Genomic DNA, 18,926 nt, shown 5'->3' with positions numbered 1-18,926 from the left:
GTGGGGGTCTTTCAGTTTTGTCAACCAGTGCTGATGATTCTTATAACGTCGAATATACACCAATTTAGAACATATTGGCTATCAAGGGTATTATTTATATGAGTAGATTATAAAAATAACAAATACTATCCTACCATCAGACTACAACCTCTCAAAGCTGAATTATCCAGCCTGCCCAGTACTTCAAATGTACCATGATCATGTAAACGGCCGATATCTTCTGTAGCAATGAACGCACAGGAATCCAGGTTAGCGAGGTCCACCACGTTAATTACTCCGGCGGCCTGTTCTTCATATAACTGGAAAGGATCATTTTCATCCCGCACCAGCACTTTCATCCAGGGTGGACAGTGAAAAAATCCCTGTTCATAGGAATATGCCTGAGACAGCAACTCCGTCATGCCATACTCTGCATGGATGGCCTTACATCCCAGCCTTTCCTGTAAAAATGCATGTACCTGCTGCCTTGTCCATTCTTCCCGGCGGCCTTTCATCCCCCCGGTCTCCATTACAATCGTATTTTCCAGGCGCAGGGCATATTGTTCGGCAAAGTCCAGCAAGCCGAAGGTCACTCCTATCAGCAATGTTTTCTGTCCGCGGGATTCCAGCTCCTGTAACTTCTGAGATAACTTATCGTGTTCATACAGGTAAAAGCCACTGGCTTCATGCCGGCTGCGTTTCACCATGTTCTGCACCATATATACCAGGGAAGAATGTTTTCGTTCCAGGTAGGAAGGCAGCAATCCCAGGATCACGAAATCTTCCACAGGACCGTAAAACCTTTCGAAAGTGGCGATAAAACTCTTTTCGTATAGGCCAGCGTCCTTTACCAGGTGACGGCTGTTAACCGTTTGCGTAGTCCCGCTGCTTTCAAACACCAGCTCCGGCTCAAACGTTCCGCAGGTAACGCTATGTGTTTTAAAGAACTGTATAGGCAGAAAGGGGATCTGATGTAAAGTCTTTACAGACTCCGGTTTTATATGCAGGGCATCAGTATAGGCCTGGTACAGGGCATTTTCCCGGTACTGATAACGAAATACTTCCAGGGCTGCCGCTTCTAGGCCCTGCTCCTGTAGTGAAAATATAGATGCTGTATTAATGCCGCTCATAGTCGCCTTCTTTAAAACCGCACAAATTTAGGTTATATCTTTAATTAGGCCGCTAACGTAACAAACAAGACATAAATTACGTTATTATACAGTGGCCGGGGTTAGCCTTGCATATTAGCTATAATTAAAAATTTAATGTAGGTTTGTTATATGAAGAAAATGCTTTTTTTATCCCTGTTTGCTTTGACGGCTATCACCGCCTGTAAGAAGGATTCACTGGGTACTAAACCTGTAATTACCTTCAAATCTTACTCTTCCGTGCCCATAAGTTCCTCTTATGGACTGGATATTACTTTCGAGGTAAAAGACGGGGACGGGGATATTGAAAACAGCTTCAACTTTGCAGCTATCTACGATACCCAACCAACGGATACTGCTTTTGAAAGTCGTCCCATGCCGGAACTGGATGCCCACAAAGGCACCAAACTTACCGCGGAAGTAGTGCTACACCTGGTAGGAACAGACTTTCCCCAAACGGGAGCCAATCCGATTCCTAAAGACAGTGTTCACTACCTCGTATATATAGTGGATGATGCAAACAATCATAGTGACACCATCGTTACTCCTAAAGTAGAAGTACAATACCAATAAATATTCTTAGGTTTGAAAGCCTGATAATTGAAATTAAACCTTCAATTATCAGGCTTTCAGTCTTTAACACCTCAAAGCGATTCCATGGACAAAATTGAAGAACTGCAGCAACGCATCGCTGCCGCCTCCCTCGGTGGTGGTGAAGCAAGGATATCCTCCCAGCATAAAAAGGGCAAACTGACCGCCCGCGAAAGACTTACCCTGCTCATGGATGAAGGCTCCTTTGAAGAGCTGGACATGTTTGTACATAACCGTAACCGCGGACTTACCACCGACCAGGAACAGTTTCCCGGAGATGGGGTGGTAACCGGCTATGGTACTATCAATGGCCGCCTCACCTACGTATTCTCACAGGACTTTACCGTATATGGTGGCAGCCTCTCCGAACCGCATGCCCGTAAAATATGCAAGATCATGGACCTTGCCATGCAGAACGGCGCTCCCGTAGTAGGACTCAATGACAGCGGCGGTGCCCGTATTCAGGAAGGTGTGGTAAGCCTGGGTGGATATGCAGACATCTTCTACCGCAATACCCGCGCTTCCGGTGTTATCCCACAGATTTCCGCCGTAATGGGCCCCTGTGCCGGTGGTGCTGTATACTCCCCTGCCATTACAGACTTCATCCTGATGGTGGAAGAAACTTCCTATATGTTCGTAACCGGCCCTAACGTCGTTAAGACCGTTACCCATGAAGAAGTAACTTCCGAAGAACTGGGCGGTGCACATACCCATGCTTCTAAAAGCGGGGTTACCCACTTCGCCTGTGCCAATGAAGTGGAATGCATCCAGAATATCCGTCAGTTACTCAGTTATGTGCCACAGAACTGTGAAGAAGATGCACCCGTATACCCTTACACCCCTTCCGACGAAACAAGGACCACACTCAATACCCTGATCCCTGAGAGCTCCAATCAGCCTTATGATATGAAGGAAGTGATTGCCCAGGTGACAGATACCGATAGCTTCTTTGAAGTACACCGCGATTATGCAGAGAACATCCTGGTGGGCTTTGCCCGTATAGCCGGCCGCAGCATTGGCATCGTAGCCAATCAGCCGGGACACCTGGCAGGTGTGCTGGATATAAAGGCTTCCGTGAAAGGCGCCCGCTTTACCCGTTTCTGCGATGCATTCAATGTGCCCCTGCTGGTACTGGTAGACGTACCGGGCTTCTTACCGGGTACCGACCAGGAATGGAACGGCATCATCACCAACGGGGCTAAACTCCTGTTTGCGCTTAGTGAGGCCACTGTTCCCAAAATCACCGTTACCACCCGTAAAGCCTATGGGGGCGCTTACTGTGTAATGAACTCCAAACACATCGGTGCCGATCTCAATTTTGCTTTCCCTCAGGCGGAAATTGCCGTAATGGGACCTAAAGGCGCAGTAGAGATCATCTATAAAAAAGAAATTGATGCTGCGGAAGATCCTGAAGCACGCATGAATGAACTGGTGGCTGAATACACGGAACGCTTTGCCAATCCTTACCTGGCGGCTGAAAAAGGATATATTGATGAGGTTATAATACCAGATCAGATGCGTATTAAACTGATCAAAGGCTTTGCAATGCTGGAAAATAAAGTTGTAACATTGCCCCGGAAAAAACATGGGAATATCCCGTTATAAATTATGTTCCGGGCGCTGTTAAACTTTATCATCTTCTCTTCCATATATGTTGCATGTTGTGCCGTACTCATGATATGGCAAACCAATACATTGTTTCATATCAGGGATGTAAATGACGACTTCTACATCTTCGTATTCTTTGCGACCATCTGTAGTTATAACTTCCACTGGTACCTGACTCCGGCAGACTATTCCGCCTCAGAGAGGATCCTCTGGGGTGCCAGGCATAAGGCCCTACAGTTATCGCTTTGCGCAGTGGGTGGTATAGGTGCGGCCTATAGCTTCTGGTTCTTAAAGGCCCATTGGCTGCCTTTGGGCGGTGCTGCCATCCTTACCTTTCTGTATTCTGCCCCTAAGCTACCACAGCGGGCTTTTGTATGGCTGCGTAAGATAGCTATCGGTAAAACGGTGTTCCTTTCTTTTGTATGGACTTACGTGACCACATTGCTACCTGTATTCATTGCAGGACAGTCTGTTACGCTTTCTTTAACGGCCTATACCCTTCACCGGTTCTTCCTGGTATACGCCATCTGTATGCTCTTCGATTACCGGGATCTTGATGCAGATAAGAGGGAAGGGATCCGTTCGCTGATCACCTACCTCAGCAAGCCCAACCTCAAACGTTTATATTATTGCTCATTGATATGCTCGGCAGTTTTTGCCTTTTGTTTCCCTTTACCGTTGATGTTGTTCCTGCTCGCGCCGGTGCTGATAACCGCGCTGCTTACACGTTACACGATGCACACACGTTCTGATCTCTTTTATTATAGTGTGCTGGATGGCATGGTAATGTTATCTGCACTGCTACATATCCTGGCAGTTAAAAGCTGCTGGCTAATTCCTTACTTTTGCACAATCATTAACAACAACAGCAATGTCTAAGAAGCAAAAATCTATACTTAGCAAGGAAGCGCTTACGTTCCTGCGCAACTACCTTAATAACCCTTCTCCTACCGGTTTTGAAAAGGAAGGACAAAGACTGTGGCTGGAATATTTACAGCCCTATATTGATGAACATTATGTAGATGCTTATGGGTCGGCAGTAGGTATCATCAATCCCAAAGCTCCTTTTAAAGTAGTGATAGAAGCGCATGCTGATGAAATATCCTGGTTCGTAAATTATATATCTCCGGAAGGACTTATCTATGTTATCCGCAATGGTGGCTCCGATCAGCAGATCGCGCCGTCCAAACGCGTAAATATCCATACAGCGAATGGTTCCGTGAAGGCCGTATTTGGCTGGCCGGCTATCCATACCCGTATGCGTGGCGGAGAAGGTAAAGAACCCCAGCCTAAGGTAGATAACATCTTCCTGGACTGTGGCGCCCGCTCCCGTAAGGAAGTAGACGACCTGGGTATCCATGTGGGCTGTGTGGTTACTTTTGAGGATGGTTTTGAAGAACTGGCGCACGACTACTACGTATGCCGCGCTATCGATAACCGCATTGGCGGATTTATGATCGCTGAAGTGGCCCGTATGCTGAAAGAGAAAAAACAGTCCCTCCCTTTTGGCCTGTATATCGTGAATGCGGTACAGGAAGAAGTAGGGCTGCGTGGGGCTGAAATGATTGCTAAACGCATCAAAGCTGATGTAGCTATCATTACCGATGTGACCCATGATACCACCACTCCTATGATCAATAAGAATATTGAAGGGGAGATCAAGTGTGGCGGCGGACCCAGTATCACTTACGGCCCTGCTGTACATAATATCCTCAGGGACCTTATTATCAAGACGGCTAAAAAGAACGATATTCCTCACCAGCTGCATGCGGTTAGCCGCAGCACCGGTACAGATACGGATGCTTTTGCTTACTCAAATGACGGTACTCCGTCTGCGCTTATCAGCCTGCCACTGCGGTATATGCATACCACAGTAGAAATGGTAAAAAAGGATGATATAGAGAACACTATTCACCTGATTTATCAGACTTTGCTGAATATTACGCCTAAAACGAACTTTAAGTACCTCTAAGACAACACTTTGAGGCATTAAACTTTTTTAATACTTTTTTTTGTAGGTTTGCTATTCAAATTAGATTATTATGCAAGATGTGCAGATCCGTCACGACTGGACCATTGAAGAAATAAGAGAAATCTATAATACACCATTGCTGGAGCTCGTGTTCCGTGCTGCTTCTGTTCACAGACAAACACAGGATACCGCAGAAGTACAGGTTTGTACCCTGCTTTCCATCAAAACCGGCGGTTGCTCCGAAGATTGTTCCTACTGCCCACAGGCAGCCCGTTATAATACAGATATCAACGTTCACGGCCTTCTGCAGAAAGATGCAGTACTGGCATACGCGCAGAAAGCCCGCGAAGCAGGCTCTACCCGCTTCTGTATGGGTGCTGCCTGGAGAGAAGTACGCGATAACCGCGACTTTGACCGCGTGCTGGACATGGTAAAAGGTGTAAACGAAATGGGTATGGAAGTTTGCTGTACGCTGGGTATGCTTACAGAAAACCAGGCACAGAAACTGGCTGATGCCGGTCTGTATGCTTACAACCACAACCTGGATACCTCCGGCGAATACTACGAACAAATCATCACTACCCGTACATACGACGACCGCTTACGTACCCTTGAAAACGTACAGAAAGCAGGTGTTAGCGTATGCTGCGGTGGTATCATCGGCCTCGGTGAATCTCACGAAGACCGCATAGGTATGCTGCATACTCTCAGCAACCTGGCTAAACATCCGGATTCCGTGCCCATCAACGCATTGACCCGCGTAAAAGGTACGCCACTGGAAAACATGCCTAAAGTAGCCTTCTGGGATATGGTACGCATGATCGCTACTACCCGCCTGGTAATACCTAAGGCAATGGTACGCCTCAGTGCTGGTCGTGCTGAAATGAGCATTGCTGAACAGGCAATGTGTTTCATGGCAGGCGCCAACTCCATCTTCACCGGTGAGAAACTTTTAACTACAGACAACCCTTCCTTTGAAGAAGATCATATGATGTTCGAACTGCTGGGCCTGAAAGCAAGAGCTGCTTTCAAAGACCACGAAGTACAGGAAGCAATTACCTTATCATAAGAAGTAATTACGTATAATGAAAAGGCCCCGCAGAATCTGCGGGGCTTTTTCATTATGCAAATGTGCCTTTATCTTCCAGGCTGATATTTACTTTACAAACTAGCCTTTATCTCATCCAGTGTATCTGCAAACGCCTTATGTCTGCGTACATCCTTATGCCAGGCAAGATCCCTCTCAATCAAATCTATCTCCTTTTTAATCGTAGATCCTCCTTCTTCTTTACCCAGTATATACACCGTATCAGATATCGCTACACTTGTCTCAATATCATGAGAAACAATAATCAGCGTATTCAATTCATCTGCCACTGATACCTGTAACAACATATCCACTACTTTATCCAATACACAAACATCCAACCCTGAAAACGGCTCATCAAACAATAAGAACTTAGACCCTTTCAACAACTGCTGCATAATACTGGCCCGCTGACGCTGCCCACCAGATAACTGCTGAGGATATTTATGCAGACAGGCAGTAATATCAAATGCTGCTGCCCACTTCTCTATCGCTTCCTTTTCATTCCCTTTTAAAACAGGGTTCTGACTGGTAGCCATTCTAAGCGACTGATAAATAGTCTTCCACTCAAACAGGTAATAATGCTGAAACACTACCCCCATATCCCCTGCCTGCACCTGTTTATTACCATCAATGATAATACTACCGGATGTCGGTTGCTGCAAGCCCGCCAGTAAGCGGAACAACTGCGTTTTACCTACCCCGCTCCTGCCTAATAAAGACACTACCTGTCCCTGTTCCACACCAGGACGCATAATGTTTTTAATAGTGAAATTGATATCGTGTAACACAGGAGTATCTCTATAATTCAGGCAAACATCTGTAGCCTGTAAGAGTACCTGTTGTTTAGTATATGCTGTCATTTTGTTGCTAATGTAGTGTAAGGAAATAACCATCTGCGCATGATAGTAAGTAAGGCATCGAAGAATAATCCCAGTAAGAAAATAACCAGTTGCAGTGCCAGTACATTCGTTAAATCATTGTACTTATTATACTTGATCAATAAAGCGCCAATCCCACCTTCACTCATATTCAACCCTTCTACCATTGTAATCATCAACCATGCAATGGCAAAGTTCTGTTGTAATATCTCCAGTACTTTATCTGCCTTCCCCACAATAATCACTTCGTATAAAGTACGCCAGTTACTATAACCAAGTGTTTTGCATAAGTCATATTCCTGCTGATGAATATGCACTATCACTGATAAAAAAGAAGTAACGAAAAAAGGGACAATACCAAAGATCAGTAACCAGAGCTTTAATGCGCTACCGTTTTGTGTAAGCAATGTAAACACGAATATCAATCCGGCTAAGGTGAGATAACGGCACTTCACTATAAACTCCGCAATACTTCTGAAAAATGGCAACACAGATAAATAAGCAAAAAACAACGTGATGATAATGGCATAGAGCATTGCTTTTAAAGTAAGCACCAGACTTACCAGCACATTATCTATCAGCAATTTTGTAGTGGATAAATGTACCAGCGCAGCAGCTACTTTACCAGGCTGCGGCATTAATCCGTTAGAAGTAGTATGCCACAATACCAGCGCCAGCACTACCTGTAACAACGCCATGATTATAAACGTCTGACTATTGATTACAGCAAAAGGTTGAAATATCTTTTTCATATAAATAATTAGGGAAGAATAGCCACTGCGTAATGCAGTGGCTATATAATAATGATTACTCACCCAGCACTATTTCCACTCTTCTGTTCTGACTCCTGCCAGCCTCTGTAGCATTAGATACCAGTGGTTTTGCAGCACCATATCCTTTCGCTTCCAGACGGTTTTCTGTAAGACCTTTCTTCAGCAGATAATCTTTTACAGCAGCCGCACGTTTCTCAGACAAAGGCACATTCACCGCATCTGAACCACTATTATCTGTATGACCATACACACCTACTTTCAACCCTTCAGCTACTACAGCTGATTCAAAAATTTCATCCAGTAATTTGTAAGAAGAAGACCTGATTACAGCAGAACCGGTTTCAAACTCGATACTGTAAGATTTAGAGGATACTTCAGAAGTGATTTCAGAAGCATACTTCGTCTCGATCGCTTTACCTTCCAGCAATTCAGGGTGATTAGAGATCACAGAGAACAGGAAAGATTTGTCTACCGCTTTTTCGTAAGGCATGAATGAAGGCATTAATGCAGGATACATTTTCACCATCAGGCTACCAAAGGTGTTGTACACCGCTTTATACCTGTCTATCTTATCATTACCTAATCCATATGTATTGGCCATATCCTGTAAGTTAAATACCGCTGAACCACCTAACGTTACTTTCAATCCCTGTATATCCTTTTCTTCTACACCATTGAAGTATTTCAACCAGTAAGCAGCATCCTGCTCGTTATACACTTCAGCACTTACCTTAGCAGCAAACTCTTTTGCATCATTAAAAGAACGTACCTGGTCACCAGCCTGTGCCAGTGCGATGATGATGTTTTCAACGTCTGTCCTGTGATCATTCGCCCATTTCTTAATGGTGATCGTCTGATTAGACATCTGTGAAGCATACTGTCTGGTGCTGGCAATTGTTACCAGTCCGCCTTTTTTAACAGATACGTTCACATCACCGGGAGTCCAGGTGGCTACTGCATCCACACCTACAGTGGTATCTTTACCGGTAGTTTTACCATTGGCTACTATCTTACGGCTTTCGGTATAACTAGCAATATATTTATTAGGTGCATCCAGGAAGTCATTCGCAGCAATGATGTTGATAGCAGCAGCATCGTAGGTAGTTTCATCAGGGTTTACCTTTAAACCATTATCACCGGCCCATTTCAGGAGTATATTAATATCCCCGTCACGTAACACACCGGCCACACATTTACCGATAGCTGACTTAGGGTCAACCTTCCATTGCTGAGGACCCATTACCTGGTCTTCACCATATGATTTACCATGTGTTACAGGGATAATCACAGGCTGATATTCCGCACCCAGCGTTTCCAGTTCTTTAGACAATGAAGTCATGAAAGCTGGCATACCATCTCCCATGAATGTAATCATCACACCAGCAGTAGAAGGATTGCTTTTATAGTCCTGTGCAAATTTTACTAAATCTGCCATTTGCTTATTACAATCATCCTGACGGGTATAAGTGATATCGAGTTTCATCTTATCAAATAAAGAACCCGTTGTAGTACGTGTACCACCGTTAGCGTACATGGCAGAGAACTGGCTGTTCCAGGCCATACGTAACCAGGTGATCTGTGTTCCGCCATTTGCAGATGGGGTATTGCCTGGTAAAGCTAATTTAACAGCATTGCTACTTAAGGATGCTTCAGGCGCATCGGGCAATACTACTTTACCGAGTTCCAGCGATTCGCTCACCTGTTTGGGACGACCCTGGTACCATCTTACAGTTACTATTCCAATTGCTACTACTGCAACGATAATGAATATCTTTCCGGCGGGTTTTAATTTAAGTGTCATTGGTATTTGGATTTAATTATGTTTTAAAAAAATTGTTTAGTCTAATAAACCGCGATATCTGTCGGGTACATTTACTCCTTTCAATCTTCCGCTATCACTGTTTTTATCCAGTGCAGATTGCGTGTAATTAAAATCGGACTGCATGTTGAAACTGCTGATCAGTTCTATTGCCTGTGCGGATTTCGCTTTATCTTCCAGCACTTTATCATCCATAAAGCGGGAGGTTACATCTATCGCAGATTTGATGTGACCAATCTTTTCACCTATCCGTACTTTCAGTATGGCCAGCGCTTTTTCAGCATCTCTGTTTAAGGCATCATCACCTTTGAATGCTTTCATCGCACTGCTTACGGCAGATAAGCCGGTGGTAACAGAGTAGTACAGATCTTTCTTTGCTTCAAGGTCAAGTTTCGCATCTTCCAGCATGATACCACTCTCTTCATAAGCGGCATCAGCAAAGGAAACCAGCTTGTTCAGGTCACCTACTATCGGCGTTACATTGTCTATATATTCCCTGCAACGGATCACGTTGTTGGCATACAGATCTATGTGCCTGCTGTTGGTATTTTCCTGCTGCAGAATCTTTACCTTTTGTACATTCAGTTGCAGCTCTTTTTCCTTTTCTTTCAGCTTATCCATCAATTCACTTTGTTTACCTTTTAATCTTCCTGTTTGTTTGAACAGGGTGTTCCTGTCTTCATATCCCTGATCGATCTTTGCCTGTAAAATGGCGAAGGGATTCAGTTCTATAGCCAGACCAATAGAATAATTGGCAATGAATTCTGATAAATATTTCAATGCTCTCCAAAACTTTTTATTGGTAAACAGCATTAACAGAAAGGCCAGTATTACGCCACCTACTATGAGGTTGATCAGGTTCCAGGTAACGTTTACCAGCCATGGTAATACATAGGTTGTGAACGCATATCCTAAACTTGCAAAGAGCGAGATACCTATAACGGTGGTGGCCACATTTTTTGGCTCAGATAACCAGTTTGTTTTTAATTCAGTCATTGTGTAGGTTTTAAAGTATGTGTAACTTGATCTTTTCTATATCCTGCAATAATTTCTGTTTACTGCTTTCCAGTGCGGCGCTGTAACCTGCAGCACTGTTTCCGATCTTCGTTTCATTCTCTTCAATTTCCCTGGTCAATAGTTCCATCTGTTGTTGCAGATTGACTATCTCCTGTGATAATTTCTGAATACGGTCACGGGCTTCTTCCATCTCCTTTTTCCTGCTTTGTACTTTTTCAGCTAAAGCAGCATCTATGGTGTTATGAAAGGCTACCCCATCTGCATCCAGTATCTGCACGTATTCCAGTGCAGAGGATAACAGTTTCCCTTTGTTAAGACCTTGTACCTGCAAGCCTGCAAAAGCGGCGCAATAGCGGGCTTTTTCATCTGCAATTACCTGCATGGCTTCTGTCATTTTCGAGAACTCGTAATAATCAGGACCGGGAAGGTTTGCGTCAGCAAACAACTTGTTAAAGTAGTCGCTGAATTTGTTACCTGCGTCTGTGGGAGTGTGCACTGCTGCATTGTTTTCAGCAGTATGCACAGGAACCTGCGTTTCTGTTTTAGTTGCATCCGTGTCGGACAGCTCTACAAAAGCAGACAGGATTTTTTTACCAAATGAAGGCATAGTGTTGGGTTTATGAGAGGTGATTAAATACAAGCAGGCATAGCTCTCCCATCACAACTTTTCGTTGTTTATTTTTTAATATAAAAGGGCATGAAGATGCAGGAATAGCAACCTATACAGCCGATCTTATGTTAGTAAAAAAGATGGAGAGATTTGTAGTTTAGCTACTGATGGAGAACTTAATTAAATCTTGTAGGAAGTTCTTGTAATTATAACCCTCTTGAGAAACCGGGCTATTAATTGTTTTCATTTTTCGTTGGAGACTAGCTCCGTTTTAGTTTGATCTAGTAAAGGTATATACTAGTTAGCATTTCCTTAACAAATACCAATATGAGTGGTAGAAATACACATATAGATGGTAAATTTACTGGTACAAATGGTAATATAGAGGTATAAGAGGAAATATAGCTGGATAAACGGACATATAGTCTATAAACCTGATGTTATAAAGAAGTGCTTTCAAATCAACCAATTAAACAAAACTTAGTACGATTATCAGTTTGATAATCGTCAAACAATTCTATTTCTTTCATCAAAAGTTAATCTGTTTTTTTAAGTATTTTACATAGTCTTAGACAACCTTTTCAAATTTGCTTTTAAGATTATGTTGTTAAAGGTTAAAGTATAAACGAAAATGATATGGAATTTGAAGTTTATTGTGATGAAAGTGGGTTAGAGGCCTTATCAAATAAGGAGGCTCATAAATATACTGCCATTGGAAGTATTTGGCTTCCTGCTGAATATAGGGCAGAATTCAAGGCTTGTTTAAGTGAAGTAAAAAATAAATACAATATAAAAGGAGAATTAAAATGGAATAAAATTTCTCCATCTTATTTGCCTGCTTATGAGGAGGTAATCAATTACTTCTTCGAGGCAGACTATTTACGTTTCAGAGTTATTTTAATTGAATCAAGTAAGGCCGATGCCTTGACTTTCCATAATGGAGATATAGAATTAGGGTTTTACAAATTTTACTATCAATTATTACATCATTGGTTATTTGATAATAACAATTACAATATTTTTATTGATCTAAAAGTTAACCGAAACAAAGGCAGGTTAAAAGAATTAAAAAAATTACTGCACGAAAGCAATAGGACTTCCACCGTAGTTCAGGTCCAGGCACTACCTTCAGAACAATCATCAGGAATACAACTGGCAGATATTCTAACAGGTCTTGTATCTGCAAAGTTTAGACAGGAAATTACCAGTGAAGCCAAGAAGAAATTGGTATCTATAGTAGAACAAAATCACTTACATAAAGCGATAGGTGCTACTTCTAAGTGGGAAGAGAAATTCAATGTATTCAAAATTGAAATGGAGGGCGGCTGGTAATGAAATATGTGAGAATTCGATCTTATGAAATGAGCGAAGCTCAATTGAGAAAAACATGGTCAGATACTTATTGTGATCGTGCAAATCCTATTTATACTTTTGATGGAATTTTGGTACAATTTTATTCAGAAATGTTTGACCATGCTTTTTATGAAAGTGCAAACAGAAAAATGAAAGATAAATCTGTGTTATCCTTAAACAGATGTGAAAAGATCCATTGGATAAAAGATGCTCTTCAGGATCCGGATTCAGTTTTGAAAAAAGGGTGGGATACTAAGACTAAAAGTTATGATGGGAACAGACGTGTAGCAGTAGTAAAAGGAAATTATGTAGTTGTAATAAACATAATATCAGAAGCTGTAGCCAGATTCATAACGGCTTATCAGATAGATGATGATGAAAATTTAAATAAACTTTTGAGCGGACCTGATTATGATAGGGCAAAAAAATAACGCTGATTAGCTGGTTCAGCGTTAGAGACCTTTGTAGGTTCCAGACCAAGGGTAAAGAACACTACAAATGTACTAAATATTTTCTAAAAATGTTATTCTACAGGAAATAGGCCACTCCTAACGCATATCCTTTCATACCCAATCCACAGATACTACCTACGCATGCAGCTGCTATCATACTTGTATGACGGAACTCTTCACGCGCATGTATATTACTGATATGCATTTCTACTACAGGTGTTTTAATCGCTGCAATCGCATCCCGGATAGCTACAGATGTATGCGTATATCCACCGGCGTTAAATACTATCCCATCATAAGAAAACCCAATCTCATGCAGATGATCAATCAATCCACCTTCTGAATTACTCTGAAAATAAGTTAATTCAACAGAAGGATATAACGCCTTCAGTTTAACAAAATAATCTTCAAAAGATTCGTTGCCGTAAATCCCTGGTTCCCGCTTTCCCAGCAGGTTTAAATTAGGTCCGTTAATGATTGCGATCTTCATGATTATAATTTATTTGGTCCCCCATCTGAAGGTGGTTTGTTCAATACCTGCAAGGTCCAGTACACGGTCTACTACAGTAGCGGCTACTTCTTCCAGGGTTTTAGGCACGCTGTAGAAAGAAGGTGTTGCCGGACAGATAATCCCGCCTGCCTCGGTAACAGTCACCATATTCCGGAGATGCATCAGGTTGTAAGGTGTTTCCCTCACTACACAAATCAGTTTACGTCTTTCTTTTAATACAACATCTGCTGCCCGGGTAATCAGGTCATTGGAAATACCGGTAGCTATGCGCCCCAGCGTTCCCATAGAACATGGACAGATGATCATGGTATCAAACCTGCCGGAACCGGAGGCAAATGGTGCGTGAAAATCCTGTTGTGTATATAATTTGAAAGGTAAATCAGTATAATCTTTACTACCCAGTTCTGTTTCCCACACAGTTCTGGCGTTTTCCGTCAGCACAAGGGCTACTTCATCCGTCTGGGCAGCAGCTGCCTGCAGCTTGTTCAACAGCTGACGAGCATAAATGGACCCACTGGCCCCCGTAACCGCCACTACTATACGATGTCTCATGGGGCAAATCTAGTATTATAAACACAAAAATCCCGGGAATTTCCCGGGACTAATTTCTTTGGATAAATAGAATTTGGCTTCTTATATCTTGCCTCAGTTGGCGTGTGCTTCCAGTTCTTCCATACGGATTCCCCCATGGCTTTCATCGTATACACATTCCCCGTTGCGAATCAATAATACCTGCGGAGATTCATGCCCTATGGCAAAATCTGCTGCCACTTTGTTGGATAAATCACGGAAACGGATCAGATCCAGGTAGTAAAAGGAAATATTTTCTGGCTTGGAGCCCCTTTCCAGCCTGGACTTTGCAACCGCACTGATCGAACAGCGTGTACTGTGTTTAAAGATAACCACAGACTTTTCTGCTGATGCTGCTTTAATTTCTGATAATTGCGTTTCTGTAGTTAAAGGTATCCAATTCATTAACAATCCTTGCTGTTTGCCGTGTGTGTCACCTTGCCAATCTTCATCGGACAACCTAACTTATTCTGTGATGCACACGATGTTACGAAAGCTGCAAAGATAAAGATAAGTGCAGCCCTGCCCAAAACTTTAAGAAAAGATACTTGCATAAAGGGATGTTTAATTGATAAATGAAATTTCATAGGGAATGGCGATATCGCTTTTTTAATCGTCATTTGTAACGTTACTTTGCAAATATAAAAATTATATTAAAATTTTTATCTATAATATCGGTCCTTTTTCCCTGATTACATAAATATAACGCAAAAACACCGGCATTGTTTATATGACAAAAGTACATTTTATTGCGGTAGGCGGAAGTGTTATGCACCAACTGGCGATAGCACTGAAAATTAAAGGTTACCAGGTAACCGGCAGCGATGATGAAATCTTCGAACCGGCCCTCAGCAACCTTAAACAGGCAGGTATCTTACCGGCTACCATGGGTTGGGACGAGTCCCGTGTCACCCCCGATATCGATGCCGTGATCCTGGGAATGCACGCCAGGGCCGACAATCCGGAACTGCTCAAAGCTAAACAGCTGAATCTCAAGATCTACTCCTTCCCGGAATATATCTACCAGGAAAGCCTGCAAAAGAAGCGCGTAGCCATCGGAGGCAGTCATGGTAAAACTACCACTACCGCCATGATTATGCACGTATTGCAACAGGCTGGTACTAAATTCGACTATCTCGTAGGCGCCAGGCTGGCAGGATTCTCCCAGTCTGTCAATATCACCGACGCTCCTTTAATTGTATGCGAAGCTGATGAATACCCTGCTTCTGTCATCGAAAAAAGGCCGAAATTCCATTTCCTGCACCCACATATCGCCGTATTAACCGGCATTGCCTGGGACCATATCAACGTATTCCCTACCTACGATAACTACCTGGAGCAGTTTGCCATTTTCTTACGCACCATAGAAAAAGGCCAAACTCTCATCTATAACAGCACTGATCCTGAACTGGTTAAGCTGGTAAACGCCGAAGGCGGCCACCTCAACCTGATCCCGTACAATGTGCCGGAACATAAAATCGTCAACGGTACCACTACCGTTACCTTTGGTGATCACAGCTCTGCCCTGGAAGTATTCGGCGACCATAATCTGCTGAATATGCACGCGGCAAGACTGGTTTGTAATCAGTTAGGAATCGATGATGCTACATTTCTGAAAGCGATCGCTACCTTTACCGGAGCTGCGAAACGACTGGAACTGGTGGGCAAGAATGATCATTGCGCTATTTACCGCGACTTTGCCCATGCTCCTTCCAAAGTAAAAGCTACCATGGAAGCGCTGAAAGAGCAGTATCCACAGCGTAAACTTATTGCCGTACTGGAATTACATACCTATAGCAGCCTGAACGCTGACTTCATGGTACAATACCAGGGGGCAATGGACAAAGCAGATGTACCAGTTGTTTTTTACAGCAGTCATGCACTGGAAATCAAAAGGATGCCTAACCTGGAACCCGATGTGGTAGCCCAGGGTTTTGGCAGGGCCGATCTTGAAATCTTTAATAAAAGAGATCATTTACTGGCATTCCTGGACAAACAACAATACGATAACACTAACTTACTCCTCATGAGTTCAGGCGATTATGAGGGATTAGACCTAAATTCGCTGAAAAAGTATCTCTAAATTTTTGTCATGCCCTCATTGCAATTGAAAAGGCCACTGGCCGTTATTGATCTTGAAACGACTGGCACCAATGTGGCCACTGACCGTATCATAGAAATCGCTATCATAAAAGTATTCCCGGACAAGAGCATTCAGTCCAAGGTGAAACGTATTCACCCGGGCATGCCTATTCCGCCATCCTCTACGGCTATTCATGGCATTAGTGATGATGATATTAAAGATGCTCCCACCTTTAAACAGGCGGCCAATGAACTGCGTCAGTTCATGGAGAACTGTGATATAGCGGGTTATAACTCAAACCGTTTCGATATTCCCTTACTGGTAGAAGAGTTCCTTCGCACCGGCCTCGAATTTGACGTGAAAGACCGCAAATTCGTAGACGTGCAGAAAATCTTCCACCTGATGGAAAAACGTACGCTCGCTGCTGCTTACAAATTTTACTGCGATAAGAACCTGGAGAATGCACATAGCGCTGAGGCTGACGCCCTGGCTACCTATGAAATCCTGGAAGCCCAGTTACTCCGTTACGATCAGCTGCAATCTGAAGTAGAACAACTGGCAGACTTTACCAAAGAAGATGAATATGTGGACTTTGCCAGAAGAATGGTGATGCAGAACGGTGTAGAGGTATTCAACTTCGGCAAGTACAAAGGACGGCCTGTAAAAGACGTATTAAAGATTGAGCCTCAGTATTATGACTGGATGATGAAAGCCGACTTTCCGCTGAATACCAAGCAGAAACTCACAGATATTTATCACAGTATGATGTTAAAAAAGATTTAATATTCAAAAAACACTTACTTTCTTTAGGTATTATACTAATTTCGCAGCCTTAAACAACAATTTGCTGATTGGAAAAGCTTGTCATCATTCCGACGTACAATGAAAAGGATAATATCCGCAAGATCATTGACGCTGTGTTTTCTCTGCAACAAGATTTTCATATCCTGATTGTGGACGACGGTTCGCCAGATGGTACCGGTAATATCGTTAAATCTATACAGAAAGAACATCCTACGGAACTCTTCCTGTCAGAAAGAAGCGGTAAACAGGGATTAGGCACTGCCTATATCCACGGTTTCAAATGGGCGCTGGAAAAGGGATATAACTATATATTCGAGATGGACGCCGATTTCTCTCATAACCCGGCCGACCTGGTAAGGCTATACGATGCCTGCGCTAAGGAAGGGGGTGATGTGGCTGTTGGTTCCCGCTATGTAAAAGGCGGTCGCACAGAAAACTGGCCATGGGACAGAGCTGTGCTCTCCTACGGGGCTTCCGTATACGTACGTTTTGTTACCTGGATTCATGTAAAAGATGCCACAGCAGGTTTTGTTTGCTACAGACGGCCTGTACTGGAAGCCATCAACCTGGATGCTATCCGCTTCGTAGGTTACGCCTTTCAGATAGAGATGAAATTCACTGCCTGGAAACTGGGCTTCCTTATCAAGGAAGTTCCGATCACCTTTAAAGACCGTAAAGAAGGATATTCCAAGATGAGTAAAGGGATTGTGAAAGAAGGGATTCTCGGGGTACTAAAGATTCAATGGGAAAGCCTGTTCCGCAAGTACGAAAGAAGAGTAAGGAACAGCATATAATAAATGAAAAAATCACTGATACAATTACACCTGTCGGTATTTCTGGCAGGTTTTACGGGTATACTGGGAAAACTCATCACGCTCAACGAAGGTCTGCTGGTCTGGTACAGACTGTTATTCACCATCATCACTTTATATGTAATATTCCGCTGGAAACGCATGCTCTCAAAGCTGTCGTTTAAACAGATCGTACCCATTGGCCTCACCGGCATTGTGGTAATGCTGCACTGGCTGTTCTTTTACGGAAGCATTAAATATTCGAACGTATCCATCGCTGTAGTCTGCTTTTCACTCACCAGTCTTTTCACTGCTATTCTGGATCCGCTGATCAACCGTTACCGGATGGATAAAACCGAACTGTTGCTGAGTGGCATCACCTTATTCGGTATCCTGCTCATTTTCCATTTCGACGCGGAATATCGCACTGGTATCATTCTGGGTATTATATGCGCCTTATTCGGTGCGTTGTTCACCATCTTCAATAAACGCCTGATCAGCAAACACGATACGCCTACCATCACTTTTTATGAATTGTCTATCGGATGGCTGGCGCTAACATTAGCCCTCCCCTTTTACCTGCACGTATTCCCGCAGCCGTTTGAGATACCTGCTGTACATGACCTGTTATACCTGCTTATCTTATCATGGGCCTGTACTGTCTGTATGTTCATGCTGCTGATGAGCGCTCTTACAAAGATCTCTCCCTTTACCGTTAATCTTACTTTTAACCTGGAGCCGGTATACAGCATTATTCTCGCCTTCATTATCTTCAAAGAGAACAAGGAGCTGACACCTGCATTTTACGCCGGACTAGCCTGCATCCTCTTATCTGTGCTGCTGCAAATGCGCCGGGTACAGAAAGCGGTATAATTAT

The 18,926-nt window shown here is 43.2% G+C and carries 20 protein-coding genes; 11 read left to right on the top strand and 9 right to left on the bottom strand.

All coding sequences use genetic code 11. The annotated features are described in order from the left end of the window. Positions 1-125: 125 nt before the first annotated feature. Entirely contained in the window at positions 126-1,109 is a 984-nt protein-coding gene (locus BMW86_RS18835; RefSeq protein WP_089783258.1) for a LuxE/PaaK family acyltransferase, read from the bottom strand. 150 nt (positions 1,110-1,259) lie between these two features. Here BMW86_RS18835 and BMW86_RS18830 point away from each other — a divergent pair, with 150 nt between their 5' ends. The 5 genes from BMW86_RS18830 to bioB all read left to right on the top strand — a co-directional run bounded on the left by BMW86_RS18830 (position 1,260) and on the right by bioB (position 6,367). After that, positions 1,260-1,700, top strand: coding sequence for a hypothetical protein (locus BMW86_RS18830; protein ID WP_089783257.1), 441 nt, complete (start codon positions 1,260-1,262; stop codon positions 1,698-1,700). 84 nt (positions 1,701-1,784) lie between these two features. Next, positions 1,785-3,323, top strand: coding sequence for an acyl-CoA carboxylase subunit beta (locus BMW86_RS18825; RefSeq protein WP_089783256.1), 1,539 nt, complete (start codon positions 1,785-1,787; stop codon positions 3,321-3,323). Between the two features lie 3 nt (positions 3,324-3,326). After that, positions 3,327-4,205, top strand: a complete 879-nt coding sequence (locus BMW86_RS18820; protein ID WP_089783255.1) for a UbiA prenyltransferase family protein — start codon at positions 3,327-3,329, stop codon at positions 4,203-4,205. After that, positions 4,198-5,298 carry a M42 family metallopeptidase gene (locus BMW86_RS18815; RefSeq protein ID WP_089783254.1) on the top strand — a complete coding sequence of 367 codons (1,101 nt, stop codon included), beginning with the start codon at positions 4,198-4,200 and terminating at the stop codon, positions 5,296-5,298. Before BMW86_RS18820 ends, BMW86_RS18815 begins: the two co-directional genes overlap by 8 nt. Positions 5,299-5,368: 70 nt before the next feature. After that, a complete protein-coding gene (gene bioB, locus BMW86_RS18810; RefSeq protein ID WP_089783253.1) occupies positions 5,369-6,367 on the top strand; it encodes a biotin synthase BioB in 999 nt (332 codons plus the stop codon). A gap of 92 nt (positions 6,368-6,459) precedes the next feature. On the opposite strand, the gene BMW86_RS18805 is transcribed toward bioB, so the two are convergent. From BMW86_RS18805 to BMW86_RS18790, 5 genes are read right to left on the bottom strand one after another with little or no spacing between them, the layout of a single operon-like run. After that, positions 6,460-7,248, bottom strand: a complete 789-nt coding sequence (locus tag BMW86_RS18805; RefSeq protein ID WP_177189306.1) for an ABC transporter ATP-binding protein — start codon at positions 7,246-7,248, stop codon at positions 6,460-6,462. Beyond that, positions 7,245-8,018: an ABC transporter permease gene (locus BMW86_RS32570; protein WP_143056620.1), complete on the bottom strand. Its 774-nt coding sequence runs from the start codon at positions 8,016-8,018 to the stop codon at positions 7,245-7,247. The genes BMW86_RS18805 and BMW86_RS32570 overlap by 4 nt, the downstream gene beginning before the upstream one ends. A 55-nt stretch (positions 8,019-8,073) precedes the next feature. Beyond that, on the bottom strand, positions 8,074-9,840 hold the full coding sequence (locus tag BMW86_RS18800; protein WP_089783251.1) for an OmpA family protein: 1,767 nt from the start codon (positions 9,838-9,840) through the stop codon (positions 8,074-8,076). A gap of 36 nt (positions 9,841-9,876) precedes the next feature. Then, positions 9,877-10,854, bottom strand: a complete 978-nt coding sequence (locus tag BMW86_RS18795) for a hypothetical protein (RefSeq protein WP_089783250.1) — start codon at positions 10,852-10,854, stop codon at positions 9,877-9,879. A gap of 10 nt (positions 10,855-10,864) precedes the next feature. Then, a complete protein-coding gene (locus BMW86_RS18790) occupies positions 10,865-11,482 on the bottom strand; it encodes a hypothetical protein (protein WP_089783249.1) in 618 nt (205 codons plus the stop codon). Between the two features lie 639 nt (positions 11,483-12,121). On the opposite strand from BMW86_RS18790, the gene BMW86_RS18785 reads away from it, so the two are divergent. Together BMW86_RS18785 and BMW86_RS18780 are read left to right on the top strand one after the other, a co-directional pair. Further along, positions 12,122-12,817 carry a DUF3800 domain-containing protein gene (locus tag BMW86_RS18785; protein WP_089783248.1) on the top strand — a complete coding sequence of 232 codons (696 nt, stop codon included), beginning with the start codon at positions 12,122-12,124 and terminating at the stop codon, positions 12,815-12,817. Positions 12,818-12,846: 29 nt separating this feature from the next. Next, positions 12,847-13,269, top strand: a complete 423-nt coding sequence (locus BMW86_RS18780; protein ID WP_143056619.1) for a hypothetical protein — start codon at positions 12,847-12,849, stop codon at positions 13,267-13,269. 97 nt (positions 13,270-13,366) lie between these two features. Here BMW86_RS18780 and aroQ read toward each other — a convergent pair whose 3' ends face one another. The 3 genes from aroQ to ytxJ form a co-directional block, all read right to left on the bottom strand. Next, entirely contained in the window at positions 13,367-13,780 is a 414-nt protein-coding gene (gene aroQ / locus BMW86_RS18775) for a type II 3-dehydroquinate dehydratase (RefSeq protein WP_089783246.1), read from the bottom strand. Positions 13,781-13,789: 9 nt separating this feature from the next. Further along, positions 13,790-14,353, bottom strand: a complete 564-nt coding sequence (locus BMW86_RS18770) for a UbiX family flavin prenyltransferase (protein WP_089783245.1) — start codon at positions 14,351-14,353, stop codon at positions 13,790-13,792. Between the two features lie 93 nt (positions 14,354-14,446). Then, a complete protein-coding gene (gene ytxJ, locus BMW86_RS18765) occupies positions 14,447-14,776 on the bottom strand; it encodes a bacillithiol system redox-active protein YtxJ (protein WP_089783244.1) in 330 nt (109 codons plus the stop codon). 325 nt (positions 14,777-15,101) lie between these two features. Between ytxJ and BMW86_RS18755 the strand changes: the two genes are divergently transcribed. From BMW86_RS18755 to BMW86_RS18740, 4 genes are all read left to right on the top strand, one after another. Continuing rightward, the gene (locus BMW86_RS18755) at positions 15,102-16,454 is read left to right on the top strand and encodes a UDP-N-acetylmuramate--L-alanine ligase (RefSeq protein ID WP_089783242.1); all 1,353 of its coding nucleotides are present in this window, start codon (positions 15,102-15,104) and stop codon (positions 16,452-16,454) included. Positions 16,455-16,463: 9 nt separating this feature from the next. After that, positions 16,464-17,237: a 3'-5' exonuclease gene (locus tag BMW86_RS18750; protein ID WP_089783241.1), complete on the top strand. Its 774-nt coding sequence runs from the start codon at positions 16,464-16,466 to the stop codon at positions 17,235-17,237. A 68-nt stretch (positions 17,238-17,305) separates the two neighbouring features. Next, complete coding sequence (locus BMW86_RS18745) at positions 17,306-18,052, top strand: polyprenol monophosphomannose synthase (protein ID WP_089783240.1); 747 nt, start codon at positions 17,306-17,308, stop codon at positions 18,050-18,052. Between the two features lie 3 nt (positions 18,053-18,055). Next, complete coding sequence (locus BMW86_RS18740) at positions 18,056-18,922, top strand: DMT family transporter (RefSeq protein ID WP_089783239.1); 867 nt, start codon at positions 18,056-18,058, stop codon at positions 18,920-18,922. Positions 18,923-18,926: the final 4 nt, after the last annotated feature.

This window comes from Chitinophaga sp. YR573, assembly GCF_900110995.1.
Lineage (GTDB): Bacteria > Bacteroidota > Bacteroidia > Chitinophagales > Chitinophagaceae > Chitinophaga.
This window is presented reverse-complemented; position numbering and strand designations above follow the sequence as displayed.